General features: G+C 65.5%; 14 protein-coding genes. 10 read left to right on the forward strand and 4 right to left on the reverse strand.

Annotation, left to right across the window (positions count from 1 at the left end; genetic code table 11):
* The first annotated feature begins 231 nt into the window (after nt 1–231).
* Entirely contained in the window at nt 232–1,443 is a 1,212-nt protein-coding gene (locus tag KY495_RS15245; protein ID WP_219880242.1) for a porin, read from the forward strand.
* Between the two features lie 21 nt (nt 1,444–1,464).
* Complete coding sequence (locus tag KY495_RS15250) at nt 1,465–1,863, forward strand: hypothetical protein (protein WP_219880243.1); 399 nt, start codon at nt 1,465–1,467, stop codon at nt 1,861–1,863.
* 39 nt (nt 1,864–1,902) lie between these two features.
* Here KY495_RS15250 and KY495_RS15255 read toward each other — a convergent pair whose 3' ends face one another.
* On the reverse strand, nt 1,903–2,196 hold the full coding sequence (locus KY495_RS15255; RefSeq protein WP_219880244.1) for a hypothetical protein: 294 nt from the start codon (nt 2,194–2,196) through the stop codon (nt 1,903–1,905).
* A 5-nt stretch (nt 2,197–2,201) separates the two neighbouring features.
* Nucleotides 2,202–3,032: a PhzF family phenazine biosynthesis protein gene (locus tag KY495_RS15260; protein WP_219880245.1), complete on the reverse strand. Its 831-nt coding sequence runs from the start codon at nt 3,030–3,032 to the stop codon at nt 2,202–2,204.
* Nucleotides 3,033–3,125: 93 nt separating this feature from the next.
* On the opposite strand from KY495_RS15260, the gene KY495_RS15265 reads away from it, so the two are divergent.
* Nucleotides 3,126–6,290, forward strand: a complete 3,165-nt coding sequence (locus KY495_RS15265) for an error-prone DNA polymerase (RefSeq protein ID WP_219880246.1) — start codon at nt 3,126–3,128, stop codon at nt 6,288–6,290.
* Nucleotides 6,291–6,338: 48 nt separating this feature from the next.
* Here KY495_RS15265 and KY495_RS15270 read toward each other — a convergent pair whose 3' ends face one another.
* Together KY495_RS15270 and KY495_RS15275 are read right to left on the reverse strand one after the other, a co-directional pair.
* Nucleotides 6,339–6,797, reverse strand: a complete 459-nt coding sequence (locus KY495_RS15270; RefSeq protein ID WP_219880247.1) for a hypothetical protein — start codon at nt 6,795–6,797, stop codon at nt 6,339–6,341.
* The gene (locus tag KY495_RS15275; RefSeq protein WP_219880248.1) at nt 6,755–7,153 is read right to left on the reverse strand and encodes a PRC-barrel domain-containing protein; all 399 of its coding nucleotides are present in this window, start codon (nt 7,151–7,153) and stop codon (nt 6,755–6,757) included. Before KY495_RS15275 ends, KY495_RS15270 begins: the two co-directional genes overlap by 43 nt.
* Before the next feature lie 196 nt (nt 7,154–7,349).
* On the opposite strand from KY495_RS15275, the gene KY495_RS15280 reads away from it, so the two are divergent.
* From KY495_RS15280 to KY495_RS15310, 7 genes are all read left to right on the forward strand, one after another.
* Entirely contained in the window at nt 7,350–8,459 is a 1,110-nt protein-coding gene (locus KY495_RS15280) for a M23 family metallopeptidase (RefSeq protein ID WP_219880249.1), read from the forward strand.
* 132 nt (nt 8,460–8,591) lie between these two features.
* Nucleotides 8,592–9,002, forward strand: a complete 411-nt coding sequence (locus KY495_RS15285; protein WP_219880250.1) for a hypothetical protein — start codon at nt 8,592–8,594, stop codon at nt 9,000–9,002.
* A 54-nt stretch (nt 9,003–9,056) separates the two neighbouring features.
* The gene (locus tag KY495_RS15290; protein WP_219880251.1) at nt 9,057–10,388 is read left to right on the forward strand and encodes a sigma-54 dependent transcriptional regulator; all 1,332 of its coding nucleotides are present in this window, start codon (nt 9,057–9,059) and stop codon (nt 10,386–10,388) included.
* A gap of 317 nt (nt 10,389–10,705) precedes the next feature.
* Nucleotides 10,706–12,757 (forward strand): hypothetical protein, encoded by a 2,052-nt coding sequence (locus KY495_RS15295; RefSeq protein WP_219880252.1) that lies wholly within the window; start codon nt 10,706–10,708, stop codon nt 12,755–12,757.
* A 56-nt stretch (nt 12,758–12,813) separates the two neighbouring features.
* The gene (locus tag KY495_RS15300; RefSeq protein WP_219884411.1) at nt 12,814–13,194 is read left to right on the forward strand and encodes a hypothetical protein; all 381 of its coding nucleotides are present in this window, start codon (nt 12,814–12,816) and stop codon (nt 13,192–13,194) included.
* Nucleotides 13,195–13,198: 4 nt separating this feature from the next.
* Nucleotides 13,199–13,873 carry a C39 family peptidase gene (locus KY495_RS15305; RefSeq protein ID WP_219880253.1) on the forward strand — a complete coding sequence of 225 codons (675 nt, stop codon included), beginning with the start codon at nt 13,199–13,201 and terminating at the stop codon, nt 13,871–13,873.
* Entirely contained in the window at nt 13,873–14,346 is a 474-nt protein-coding gene (locus KY495_RS15310; RefSeq protein ID WP_219880254.1) for a hypothetical protein, read from the forward strand. Before KY495_RS15305 ends, KY495_RS15310 begins: the two co-directional genes overlap by 1 nt.
* Nucleotides 14,347–14,362: the final 16 nt, after the last annotated feature.

Consider the following 14,362-nt stretch of genomic DNA (forward strand, 5'->3'; position numbering starts at 1 on the left):
GTAAAGCTGCCTGGATTGCTCCGATGACCACACGGTCATGCCGTTCAGTTGGGCAGCGGCATGGTGCCGCCTGCCACTTACTCCAAACAATAAGTCACTCGAAACAGTCGAGAACAAGTTTTTATTCCGTTTCAGGGCCGCATCAGATAGCTTCATCGGACGCAAAATCCATTCACAAATATTGCCCCATGGCTACATACTTGCTCCACGAGATCAACCAAAGGAGCTTTCATGCCATCTCAAGGCCATCCCTTTCTTTTGCGTACAATTGTGGCAGCCCTGCTCACCTGCGCAGCGTCGGCCCAAGCGGAACAGGGCCCCAGCATCACCATCAGCGGCTTCGGCACTGCAGCGGCAACCATGACCGATAATGCGGACGTGGAATTTGCCCGTGCCAACCAGGTTCGCGGCGCTTCCGACCAGCCGCGCAGCTATATCGATTCCAACCTTGGCCTGCAGGCGACGGCCACCATCAACGAGCGCCTCTCATTGACGGCCCAGGGCATGGCCCGCCAGTACGGTGAGCCAGGCTTTGGCGCCGACCTCACGCTGGCGTTTGCCAAGCTGAAGGTCAGCGACGACTTCGCCGTCCGCGTGGGCCGCCTCGGCTTGCCAGTCTATATGGTGTCGGACTTTCGCAGCGTAGGCTACGCCAACACCATGCTGCGCCCTTCCGGCGAAGTGTATGGCCAGGTGGTCAACGATACCGTCGATGGCGTCGACGTGCTGTATCAGCACGCCTTCGGTGACACCGCGATTACCGCGCAGCTGGGCTTTGGCCACAGCAATGCCGACCTGCGCGATGGCGCCGAGTTCATCCTGCGCAAATCGCTGGTGTTCAATGTCCTTGCCGAGCGCGGCCCCTTTACCGTGCGCGCCGCTTACAGTCAGACCGACGTGACGCTACGCGGCATCACCCCGCTTGACGGCCTGGTCGCGACGCTGCGTGAGGTGGGCATGGCGCAGGTGGCAGACGACCTTGATTTCACCCATGTGCCCGGCAAGTTCAGTTCGCTCGGCTTTACCATGGATCACAACAACGTGCTGATCCAGGCAGAATTGGCAAAGCGTGAGGCCAAGTCGCGACTGCTGATTGAATCGACGACGTCGTGGTACACCATGCTCGGCTACCGCATGGGCAAGTTCACGCCGTATTACTACTACGGCGACACGCGCCAGAATGGCGGGCGCGATTACGCGGGTGTGCCCACCGACGGGCCGCTGGCCGGGCTCGGCTTTGCCGTGCAGTCGCTGGTCAAGGCGCCGCAGCAATCGTCGCATGCCGTGGGCCTGCGCTGGGACTTCCACAAGTCGGCGGCCCTGAAGGTGCAGATCGACCGGATCACGCCGCGCGACGGCGCTGGCCTCTTGACACCGATTAAGCCTGACTTCCACAACACGCCCGTGCACGTTGCCGCCGTCGGCATCGACTTTGTATTTTAAGGAATTAGGATGAGCAAGAACATGTTCAAATTATTGCTGGCGACGGGCCTGTGCGTGTCTACCCTGCCGGCGCTGGCGGAGATCGTCGTCATCGTCAATCCGAAGAATCCCGCAACGCGCATGCTCAACGACCAGGCTGCGCAATTTTTCATCGGCAAATCGTCGGTCTTCACGCCGGTCGAACTCAGCGAAGGCAATGCGCTGCGCGCCGAGTTTCACAGCAAGGTCTTGCAGAAGGATTCGGCACAGATCAAGGCAATCTGGTCAAAGCTTGTCTTTACTGGAAAAGGCGTGGCGCCGCGCGAATTCGCGTCGGTGGCAGAAGTAAAGAAGGCGGTGGCGGCCGATCCGAAAGCCATTGGCTACATCGACAAGTCGGCGGTGGACGACAGCGTCAAGGTCGTACTCAGCGTGCAGTAAGGCGGCACATTCTGCCCCGCACATCCGGCCGCGTGCACCTCAATGTGTGGCGTGCGAGCGGCGCACAGCGCGCTCATACATGATGGCGACCACGCCGCCTGCCACCGGAATCAGAAACCAGGGCAGCAGCAGCCAGATGCTATTGAAAGCGGCAAGGATGGCCCGGCTGGCGAGCCATGCCGCCAGGGTTGCGGCCGCATACGTGCACAGCAGGGTGACAAACCATCTGGTTTTGGCAATCCGGCCGCGCAGGGCGATGAACACCGGCGGTGGCAGCAGCAACAGGCCGATGATGGGACCAAAGATGGAGAAGAGCATGGCGATGACGTCCATGTTGCTCATCGTGGCCCCGCCGGTGCATGCGGCGGCGCATCTGCGGCACCAGGGCGCTGCCCGTCCTGCGCCACGGTGGCGCCTCCCACCAGCACAGCCTGGCCATCGATGCGGGCCAGGAGTGTACACGGGTTGCCGAGATGGGCTCCCTGGTGCACCACGATGTCGCGTTCGAGCCAGGCGCACAGGGCACCGGCGGCAACGCCGGTGGCCGCATCTTCGCGCGCCGGATCGAGGTGGTTGAAGTTGCGGCCCTCAAATTCACTGTCGCCCACGCGGCAGTACACATAGCAGCCGCCCACGCCCTGTTCCTTGCCCCAGTCGACGATGCGCCCGAGCGGCGGCGTCAGCGCGTGCAGAGAAGCGCGGTCGGGCACTTCGATCAGCAGCTTGGTGCTGCCGACCGATGAGAGCAGGGGCGGGGAGGCAAGCCGCAGGCCCGGTTCGCCCAGCAGGAAAGCCGGCAGGCCCGGTTCAATGCCGATCGGCGCCACCGCCTGCTTTCTGACGCGTGCAAAGGTGCCCGCCACCTCCTGGGTCAGCTCCATCATCTGGCCGCGCATGGCGCTCTTGAGCGTGACCGGGCCGCCGTGGCGCTGGCACAGCACGTGGGCGGCCGCCAGGGTGGCGTGCAGGCACAGGGGACTTCTGGCATGGGGATAGTAAAAGTCGGCTTCCCACGGCCCGGCGCCGTCAATGAACACGCAGGCCGGGGCGCCGCTGGCGTCGGCAAAGGCGAGCCGATCGGCCACTGAGGCCGGCCCGTCCTCAATCACATCGGCCACGTTGCCGGCATCCGGCGTGGCCCCGAAACAGCGTACGCGGTGAACCTTCATTGCCCGTTCCTCACAATTTGCGGACACGCCGCGATAGGTTATACTGTACACCCATACAGTAGTCTTTTATGCAACTTACATTGTACGCTTCCCATGCCTTCCGCTACCGTGGCCCAGAGCTTGCCGGATTATGCCCAGCTGTTCTGCCTGACCAATTTTTCCTTTCTGCATGGCGCCTCCCATGCCGAGGAGCTGGTCGCGCGTGCCGTGCAGCTGGGCTATGCCGCTTTGGCCATCACGGACGAATGTTCGCTGGCCGGGGTGGTACGGGCCCATGCGCAAGCCAAAAAGGCGGGCTTGCCGCTGCTCATAGGCGCGCATTTTCATCTGGTCAATGCCGACGGCACGCCGGCCCTGTCGCTGCTGGTGCTGGCGCAAAACCGCAATGGCTACGGCAACCTCTCGGAACTCATCACGCTGGGGCGCACCCGCAGCGAGAAGGGGAACTATCTGCTCACGCCGGGCGACTTTGCCTCGCCTGCGCCGGCCTATGACCATCTGAAGGGCTTGCCGGACTGCCTGGCCATATTGCTGCCGGCCTATCCGGGCTATGACACGGCCGATGTCGACCGCCTGCATACCCAGGCCGCCTGGATGGCGGCCACCTTCCCCGGCCGCTGCTGGCTGGGCCTTAACCTGCTGCACCGCGCCTTTGATGACGCCCACCGCGCCACGGTGGAAGAAGTCGGCTGGCAGCACGGCCTGCCCATCACGGCGCTGGGGCATGTGTGCATGCATGTACGCTCGCGCAAGCCGCTGCACGATACGCTGTGCGCCATCCGCATCGGCAAGCCGGTGGGGGAGTGCGGCTATGCCCTGTCGCAAAATGCCGAGCAGCATTTGCGCGCGCGCCTGCGCCTGGCCAATCTGTACTCGCCGCAGGTGCTGGCCGAAACGCTGCACATCGCCAGCCAGTGCACGTTTTCGCTGGACGAGCTGCGCTACGAGTACCCGGACGAACTGGTGCCGCCGGGCGAGACAGCGGCCGGCTACCTGCGCAAGGAAACCTATATCGGTGCCCATCACCGTTTCCCGCTGGGCATACCGGCGCGGGTGCAGGCCCAGGTCGAGCACGAGCTCGAACTCATCGCCCACCTGCGCTACGAACCCTACTTTCTCACCGTGTACGACATCGTGCGCTTTGCGCGTTCAGCGGGCATTCTGTGCCAGGGGCGCGGCTCGGCGGCCAATTCGGCCGTGTGCTACTGCCTGGGCATTACCGAGGTCGATCCGGCGCGCGGCAACCTGCTGTTCGAGCGCTTCATTTCCAAGGAGCGCGACGAGCCGCCGGACATCGATGTCGACTTTGAACACCAGCGGCGCGAAGAAGTCATCCAGTACATCTACAGCAAGTACACGCGCAGCCGTGCGGCGCTGGCGGCGGTGGTCATCAGCTACCGCCCCAAGAGCGCGCTGCGCGACAGCGGCAAGGCGCTGGGCATTGACCTGGCCATTGTGGAAAAGGTGGCCAAGACCCACCACTGGTTCGACAGCAAGGATGACCTGGTCAACCGCCTGGCCGAATGCGGGCTCGACCCCGATTCCGCCCTGGCCCAGCAGTGGGCCACGCTGGCCCAGCGCCTGCTGGGTTTTCCGCGCCACCTCTCGCAGCACCCGGGCGGCTTTGTCATTGCGCGCGGCAAGCTGTCGCGCCTGGTGCCCATTGAAAACGCCACCATGGCCGAGCGCAGCGTCATCCAGTGGGACAAGGACGACCTGGAGGAACTGGGCCTGCTCAAGGTGGACGTGCTGGCGCTGGGCATGCTGTCGGCGCTGCGCCGCGCGCTCGACCTGGTCAGCCAGCAGCGCGGCAGCGTGTTTTCCATGCAGGACATCCCGGCCGAAGACCCCGCTACCTACGACATGATTTGCGCGGCCGACACCATCGGCGTGTTCCAGATTGAATCGCGCGCGCAAATGAGCATGCTGCCGCGCATGCTGCCGCGCACCTTTTACGACCTCGTCATTGAAGTGGCGGTGGTGCGGCCCGGTCCCATCCAGGGCGGCATGGTCCACCCCTACCTGCGGCGGCGCCAGGGACTGGAGCAAGCTGTCTATCCCAAGCCGGAACTCAAAGTCGCGCTCGAACGCACGCTGGGCGTGCCCATCTTCCAGGAGCAGGTCATGCAGGTGGCCATGGTAGCGGCCGGCTTTACGTCCGGCGAGGCAGACCAGCTGCGCCGCGCCATGGCGGCGTGGAAGCGCAAGGGCGGCCTGGAGAAATACTATGACCGCATTGTCAGCGGCATGCTCGAACGCGGCTACGACCTGGCCTTTGCCGAATCCATCTTCAGCCAGATCCAGGGTTTTGGCGAATACGGCTTTCCCGAGTCGCACGCGGCCAGCTTTGCGCTGCTGGCCTATGCCAGTTCCTGGCTCAAGTGCCACGAGCCGGCGGCCTTCCTGTGCGCGCTGCTCAACAGCCAGCCCATGGGTTTTTACAGTGCCTCGGCACTGGTGCAGGATGGCCAGCGCCACGGCATTGAAGTGCGGCCGGTGGACATTGCCATCAGCGGCTGGGACTGCACGCTGGAACCGAGCGGACGGCCGCAGGCGGCGGTGCGGCTGGGCCTTTCCCTGCAGCGCGGCATGCGGCGTGAAGTGGCGGCCCGCATCGAAGACGCGCGGGCCATCCGTCCCTTTGACAGCGTGCCGGACCTGGCGCGGCGCGCCCAGCTCGACCGCCACGACCTGCAGGTGCTCGCCGCTGCCAACGCCCTGCGTTCGCTGGCCGGCAACCGGCGTGAAGCCCTGTGGCAGGCGGTGGGGGCGGTGCCCGACAAGGACTTGCTGCGGCCTACCTCGCCGGTGGAAGAGGCGCCGGTGCTGGCCGCGCCCAGCGAAGGCGAAGATATCGTGGGCGACTACCGTTCGCAGGGATTGACGCTGGGCCGCCATCCGCTGGCGCTGCTGCGCGCGCGCCTGCTGGAAAAGCGTTTCATGCCGGCATCCACGCTGGGCGAGTACCAGGATGGCCAGCTGGCGCGGGCCTGTGGCATTGTCACCGTGCGCCAGCGCCCGGGTACCGCCAAGGGCGTCCTGTTTGTGACTATCGAAGATGAAACCGGCAACGTCAACGTGATCGTCTGGCCAAGCCTGGTGGAGCAATACCGCAAGGAAGTGCTGGGTGCGACGCTGCTGGGCATTTACGGGGTGTGGCAGCGCCAGGGCGAAGTGCGGCACCTGGTGGCCAAGCGGCTGGTGGACTTGTCACCCATGCTGGGCAGGCTCGATACGTCGAGCAGGAACTTCTGCTGACGTGAACACGGCAGCGGTGCTGTGACAATAAGCCCGGGCGCTTGCCCGCTAAAGAGATGGACGCTTGACAGCCTGTGCCCCGGCGCAAATCCAGACCACGGCAGCCAGGATGGACAGCGCCGCCCCAAAAATCAAGGGGACGGCCAAGCCAGGATTGCGCGACAGGCTATAGGCGCACATGGCCGTTGAGAAAGCGGGCAGCAGCATATGAACGGCCGCGAAGCGATTAAGCGCCTCGACGTTGCCGACGGTCGCATAGTCAATCATGTTCAGCAGCTTGGGACGCAACATGGGCAGCGTGGCACGAATGCAGCGCGGGTTCAAACCGATGCGGCAACTTGCAGCCTGGCGCAGCAGTGCCCTGTCGCGTGCGCCGGCAGGGTGCTGAACAAGCTTCGGCACGCGACCGAGGCAGATGCCATGGCGCTGCGGCCGTGGCACCTGCCTCATTGCGAACCCCACCGTCAGATATTGATGCCGTAATAGCTGTGCACCTGGCTCTTCCACTGCGGATTGGCCATATCCGGCCAGTTGTCGGTATCGAAACCGGGTGCATTGTCGATGCGCTCTTTCTCGATATCGAGCGTGAAGCGCTTGTGCTCGGTATCGAGCTTGAGCGCCTCCCATGGCACGGCAAACAGCTTTTCGCCCATCGACAGCACGCCGCCGCTCGACATCACGGCATACGCAATTTTCCCACTGCGCATGTCGAGCATGATTTCCTTGATTTCGCCCAGGTGTTCGTTCTTCAGATTATGGACATGGTCGCCAATGAGGGTATCGGCACCCATCAGTTCAGGGCCCGGGCCCTTGTGGTTCTTGTCCACATACATGCCATAGGCGTCGCGTTCTTCGTAGGACATGTCGACCTCCACTCGTTAAAAATGCCAGCATGAATCACGGCGCCGCCCCGGTCTGTACGGTGAGTCACGCAGCCATGCACCATGCAGTCTATGCCCCGTTTTTGGCGTTTCGTCGCAAGCAGGCAATCCAACGGGACGGTATTTACTACAGTGGCGCCTGGCTTATACAACAACCTATACCGCAAGGAAAAACATCATGGGCAGAAATCACCTTCACTCCGCACTTGGCACCCTGTGCCTGCTGGGCGTCATGGCCGGTGCCTGGGCTGCGCCCTCGATGCCGGTGACCGTGTCGGTCCACCCGGCCCAGCCGCTCATCGAGCAGGGCAAGGGCGCGCAGCTGCTCAATATCGACTTCAGGATCGACAACCACAGCGCGGACCAGATCGAACTGTCGGAGATCGAAGTGAGCGTCCTGGGCCGCGCCGACAAGCTCGTCGCGCAGTACCGCGTGGGCGCCAACGGCAAGAGCGTGCTGGTGGTGCCGAACCGCCTGGTCGCGCCCGGCAAAAGCGAACTGGTCTTCAATCCCCTGCATAGCTTTCCTGCTGGAATGGACCTGTCGCGCCTGCGGTTCGACTTCAAATTTGATGTGGGCAACGACACCAAATATGAAGTACGCACCCTGGTGTCGCCCAAGCCCTACACGCCGCGCGTCAAACTGTCGCTCCCGCTTGCCGGGCCAGCGCTGGTCCACGATGGCCATGACTTCTACGGCCACCACCGGCGCCTGCCCCTGCTCGATCCCATGGCCCAGGCGCTCAAGTGGCAATCGAATTTCATGCGCTACAGCTACGACTTCGTCATCACGGACGACCAGGGCCGCATGTACAAGAACGACGGCAGCAAAAACGAGGACTGGTACGGGTGGGGGAAACCGGTCCTGGCGCCTGCCGCAGGCAAGGTCATTCGGGCGGTGGCGAATTTGCCCGACAATGCCAAGGGCAAGCGCCCGCCCTTCACGCGTGAGCAGTTCATTGCCGACCCCTCCCTCATGTGGGGCAACCACGTGGAGATAGACCATGGCAATGGCGAGATCAGCATGCTGGCCCACCTGAAAAACGGCAGCGTGACGCTCAAGCCGGGCGACCAGGTCAGCACGGGCCAGAAAATTGGCGAGATGGGTTTTTCCGGCGACGCCTTCCTGGTTCACCTGCATTACGACCTGAAAAACGGTCCCGGCTTTGAGGCTGACGGCTTGCCATCCCCATTCCATGGCGTCGAGCGGCTGCAGGGAGCAGCCTGGAGCGGGGCGCCACACGGCCATGTCGACAGTGGCGATATCGTCAGGCAGCGCCGCCGTTAAGCACCGGCCGCCCACCACTTGCGAGGAAACCATGCACGCCATCACATTGATTATCACCGCCGCTGTCGGCGCCAGCGCAGTGCCTCTTCTGAACGTCCGTGCCAACCAGGCCGGCCGCCATTCTGAAATGCATTGAACGCCGCCTTTGATCCGGCGCCCACGCTGGCCCGGGTCAAGGTGCCGGTCCTGTGGTTCCTGGGCGAGCTGGATCACAATGTGCCGTCGGCGCGCAGCTGCTCGCCGCTGCACGCAGCGCTTCCGCTAACGGCGATATCACGGTCCAGATGCTGCCCGGCACTGGCCATTCTTTCATTCAATCGCGCACCGGCAAACAACAAGGAGTTTGCCACCCACCCATATGGTGGCGGGCTACTGGCGCGCCTTGCAAGCCTGGCTCGGCCTGCGTGGATTTTCACGCAAATAGAGCGGTCCCGGGACATGGCTGGGCGCCATGCGCACAGTGGGCAGTTTCCCGACATTTTTTTGAATGACGTTATCAAAGCAGTAAGCGAATATGCTCAAAGCATGGTTTTTTCGCTATGATTGACGGGTGTCGGGATTTCCCCATGGGCTCACCCATCAATGGATCGGAATCGTATGGATGCCAGACGTCTGCTATGCATTTCAGGGAAATCATCAGGCGCGCACGGCTGCCCGCCGCTGCCTGGCTGGGACGTGGTCAATGTGCACTCGGTCGCATCGGCCCGCAATGCCTTGCGCGAGCGCGGCTTTCGCATCGGGCTGGTGGTGGCCGACGGCCCGCCCGATGTCGATGAACTGGCCGGCTTTCTCGGCGCCCAGCGCGACATGTCGTGGATCGGCCTGTTCGACTCCACCACGCTCGACTCGCCAGCCTGCCGCGATCTGGTGGCCGAATACTTTCACGATTTCCATACCTTTCCTGCCGATCCCCAGCGCCTGAGCCACACGCTGGGCCATGCGCTTGGCTGGACCGCCCTGCGGTCGCGCCGCGAAAGTGGCGTGGCCGAGCGGGCCGGGCCCGCCAACTGCCTGTCCGGCAAGAGTCCGGCCATCCAGACCCTGCGCAAGCACATCGCCAAGATTGCCAAGAGCCGGGCGCCGGTCCTCATCTGCGGCGAGAGCGGCAGCGGCAAGGAATTGACGGCCAACGCCGTGCACGCCATGTCCGAACGTGCGGCCGGCCCTTTTGTCGCCCTCAATTGCGGGGCCATGCCCCCGGCCCTGATCCAGTCCGAACTGTTCGGTTACGAACAGGGCGCCTTCACCGGCGCGGCCAAGGCCCGCGCCGGCTTGATCGAATCGGCAGAAGGCGGCACCATCTTTTTCGATGAAATTGCCGACCTGCCGCTGGACCAGCAAGCCAACCTGCTGCGCTTTTTGCAGGAAGGGACCATTTACCGCATTGGCGCCACGCGCAGCATCAAGGTCAATGCCCGCGTGGTGGCCGCCTCGCATGTGGATTTGCACACGGCCGTGACGGCCGGGCGCTTTCGCGAAGACCTGTACTACCGGCTGCACGTGCTGCCGCTGCAGGTGCCGCCGCTGCGCGAGCGCAAGGCCGACCTGGCCGACCTGGCCTGGCATTTTTTCGAGCTCTACGCACACGAGAAAAATCCCCTGCTCAAGGGGTTCAGCAATAGCGCCCTGGCGGCCATCACCGATTATGGCTGGCCGGGCAATGTGCGCGAACTGATCAACCGGGTGCGGCGTGCCATGGTGCTGGCGGAGGGGCGCCTGATCACGCCGCAAGACCTGGGATTCAAGCCACCGCGCCTGCCAAACGGCGACGCGCTGGGCGATACACGCGTGCGCGCCGAGCGCCAGGCCATCTGCGCCACGCTCGAACAGGCGCGCTACAACGTGTCGCAGGCCGCGCGCGAACTGGGCATTTCGCGCATGACCCTGTACCGCCTGATTGCCAAGCATGGCATTGCAATGAGCCCGTGAGAATTGTCTCAGCCATGTGACACCTCCTTGGGTGACGGAAAAATGGGAATGTCACAGCTACCGTGGGTCACTCCAAGGCTGTCACAACGTGCGCACGGCGATTCTCACTGGCCTGTCTCACTGCTGTTACACCGCATTTCGCTGCAAAAACCTGGCTCTGGTTTGCTGAGTCTGCCTTCATCGCTTTTTCTTTTCAATTCAAACACTTGAGCTCGCTTGGGGCAGGCGGGCATGGTTGATGCTCTTACGTTCTCGCTAGACAAAAAGCGCGGGCCCAACCCGCTTGAATATCTTCTGAAAAATGTGAGGGAACTTCCATGAAACGTACCATCATCACCACCGCGATTGCCCTGGCTTTCGGTGCCCAGGCCTACGCTGCCGACCCTGACAACCGGGTCCGCAATGTCAGGGGTGACAACACCCAGACCCTGACGGCCAACAGCAACCAGTCCGCTGCCGGCGTTGCCGCCAACGACAATTCGAGCGCCAGCCAGGACAACAGCACCCGCGACGACTCCGGCCAAAACAACAGCTCGGGCAATGCCAATGCCAGCGCCATGGGCGCGGCGGCTGCCAACAATGGCGCCACCGCCACCTCCAGCCTGGCCGATTCCTTCAATACCTCGTCGGCCACGGCAACGAGCAGCCTGGTCGGATCGGTCAGTGGCAACACCATCAACCGCATTGGCAACACGGCCACCAACAATGGCAGCAACAATGGCGGCACCGGAAACGGCGGCATGGGGGCAGCCGCCGCCGGCGGCTCGGCCAGCGGCAGCGGCGGCAATGGCGCCAGCGCGACCGGCGGCTCGGCCTCGGCCGGTTCGGCCGGGGGCGCGGCCATGAACGGGCCTGCCAGCACCGGCAGCAGCGCGGTGGGCTCGGCCGCGGCCGGCAGCGGCGGCGATGGCGGCCTGGCATCCGGTGCCATGAGCGGCGCCGGGGCGGCCGGCGGCGCCGGCGGCAGTGGCGGCGCCGGCGGCATGAGCGGCTCGGCCGCAGGCGGGATGACAGGCGCCGGTGGCGCCGGTGGTGCGGCGGCCGGTGGCAACGGCGGCCTGGGCGGGCTGGCACTGGGCGCTGGCGGCGGTGACAGCGGTGCCAACACCACCGGCGCCGGCGGCGCGGGCGGCGCGGCTGGCGCGGCCACGGGCGGCAGCGGCGGGGCCGGCGGCGCCGGCATGGCAGCCGGCGGCGCCGGTGGCGTGGCTGGTGCGGCCATGGGTGGCGCCGGCGGTGCCAGTGGTGCGGCGATGGGCGGCGCCGGCGGTGCCGGAGGCGCCAATGGACCCACCATGGGCGGGGCGGCTGCCACCGGTGCCGATGGCGGCGCCGGCGGCAGTGGCGGCGCCGGCGGCGCGGCCATGGGCTCGTCGGCCTCGGGCAATAACGGCGCCAGCGGCGGCGCCAGCGCCAGCGGAGCCAGCAGCGCCACCACCGGCGCGGCCGGCTCCGGCGGTTTGGGTGGCACGCCCGGCACCAGCGGCAATGCCGATGCCGGCGCGGGCCACAACAGCACGGGCGGTGCCGGCAGCAGCGGCAGCAATACCGTGTCGGCGGGCGACGCCATGGGCGGGGGCGCCGGCAGTGGCGCTGCCGGTGGCAATGGCGGCACCGGCGGCGCCGGTGGCATGGCCAGCAGTGCCAGCGGCGCCGGTGCTGCAGCCGGCGACGGCAGCAGCGGGGCGGCCGGCAGTGGCGCCTCGGCGTCCACCGCGGGCGGCAGCGGGGCCGCCGGCACCAACACCAGCGGCGCCGGGGCCAGCGGCGGCGACGGCACCGGCGGCACCGGTGGGGCCGGCGGCGGCAGCGGCAGTGGCACCTCGGGCGCGGGCGGGGCCGGCGGCACGGCCTCCAGCATGGGCGGCGACGGCGCCGCCTCGACCGCAGGCTCGGGCGGCGCGGCCGGCACCAGCGATGGCGGCACCAGCAATGGCGGCGCGGGCGCCTCTGGCGCGGCAGGCGGCATGGGCGGCTCGACCGGTTCGGCCTCGAATACGGCCGGCAGCGGCGCGGCGGGGGGCAATGCCTCCAATGGCAATGCCGAAAGCGGCGCTGCCACCGTCGGTGACGCCACCGGCGGGGCCGGCGGCGCCGGTGGCAGTGGTGGTGGCGGCAACATCGGCGGCAACGGCGGCGACGGCGGCACCAATACTGCCGGCGACGCCATGGGTGGCGATGGCATGGGCGGCACTGCCGGCGACGGGGGCGCGGTCACGGTCGATGCCGGCACCTTCGACATGTCGCAAACCATGTCCAACGTGGGTCAGTCGGCCGCCGGCATTATGGTCGTGAGCCAGAACAATGGCTTCTCGTCCCTGATCCAGCAAAGCGTCAATGTCCAGTCCAATCTGGCCGTAGGCAAGTAAGGCGACGCTGCGATGCGGGTCCTGGATCCGCATCGCAGTTCTTCAAGGAGACGTGCATGAGAACGCTGATCTTGTTTGTCCTGGCCTTAGGCGTACTGCCCGCCGCCGGTGCCAGCGAGGATGGACCCGGGGCCGCCCCGGGCGGCCCGCTGGCCATACCCGCGCTGCCTTTCCTCGATAGTGTCGCGGCCGAAGGTGAATTGGGCCAGAGCACCGCGGCCAGCATCCTGGCCGCCACCCGCGGCCGGGAAGACACCGCCAGTGCCGTGCTTGGCGGCGTCGTCACCGGCAACAGCGCCACCCAGGTCAGCACCGGGGCCAATACCATTACCGGGGGCGCGTTCGCGAATATGAGCGGCCTGCCCGTGGTAATCCAGAACAGCGGTGCGAACGTGCTGATCCAGAACGCCACCGTCATCAACCTCCAGCTCAGGTGAGCTCATGCGTGCAGCAATCCTCCTGTTTGTTGCCACGCTTTCGTGCCCGCCCGGCCAGGCAATGGACGTGCCCATGCCGGGCGTGGCACATTTTTCCGTCAAGGTCAGCAGCATCGCGGCCCAGCGCTTTGCCACCACGGCGCGCCAGCAGTTCGATTTCAGCTGCGGCTCGGCGGCCCTGGCCACGCTGCTCACCTACCATTACGGCACGCCCGCCACCGAGGCGGCCATCTTCCAGCGCATGTACCAGGATGGCGACCAGGCCCGCATCCGGCGCGAAGGCTTTTCCCTGCTCGACATGAAACGCTATCTGGCCAAGCGCGGCCTGACTGCCGACGGCTTCCAGCAGCCGCTTGACAAGCTGTTCGCGAACCGCCTGCCGGCCATCGTGCTGCTGTCCGAAAACGGCTACAACCACTTTGTCGTGGTCAAGGGTGGCGACAGCGAGCGCGTCCTGCTGGGCGACCCGTCCATTGGCACGCGCAGCCTGCCGCGCGCCCGCTTCGAGGCGCTCTGGCCCAGCAAACTGCTGTTCGTGGTGCACGGTTACAAGGGCCCCGTGACCTTCAACGGCCAGGCCGACTGGCGCGCCGCCCCCGCCGCGCCCCTGGCCCAGGCCGTGGACCGCAACACGCTGACCAGCCTGACCTTGCCACGCCATGGCCCGGGAGAATTCTGATGCCTGCCCTGAATAAAAAAAATGGTTTGCAAAGCTGCTGCACCGCGTTGCTGGCGCTGGCCTCGGCCGGAGCCGCGGCCCAGGACTGGGTGCCGGTCGGGCCAGAGCGCCTGGACGGCCTGCGCGGCGGATTCATCACGCCCGCCGGCCTGCAGGTGTCGCTTGGCATCGAGCGCATCGTCAGTATCAATGGCGACGCCGTGTCGCACGTGACCCTGTTTGCGCTCGGCACGCCCGGCGCGGGCTTGGCGGGAGGCGACGCCGCGCGCCTGGTCCAGCAGGGCGGCAACAACGTGTTTGCCGGCGCGCTGGATCAGGCCGGCGCCACCTTTGTCCAGAATTCCCTGCACAACCAGACGATTCGTACCGATACCCTGATCAGCGCCAACGTCAACAGCGCCGGCCTGCTGCGGGAACTTAATTTCAGCCAGGCCCTGAGCCAGGCAGCCATTACGGCGGCGGGGTCCCGCTGACGCGCTTTTGACGGAG

It is taken from the genome of Massilia sp. PAMC28688, from assembly GCF_019443445.1.
GTDB lineage: Bacteria > Pseudomonadota > Gammaproteobacteria > Burkholderiales > Burkholderiaceae_D > Telluria_A.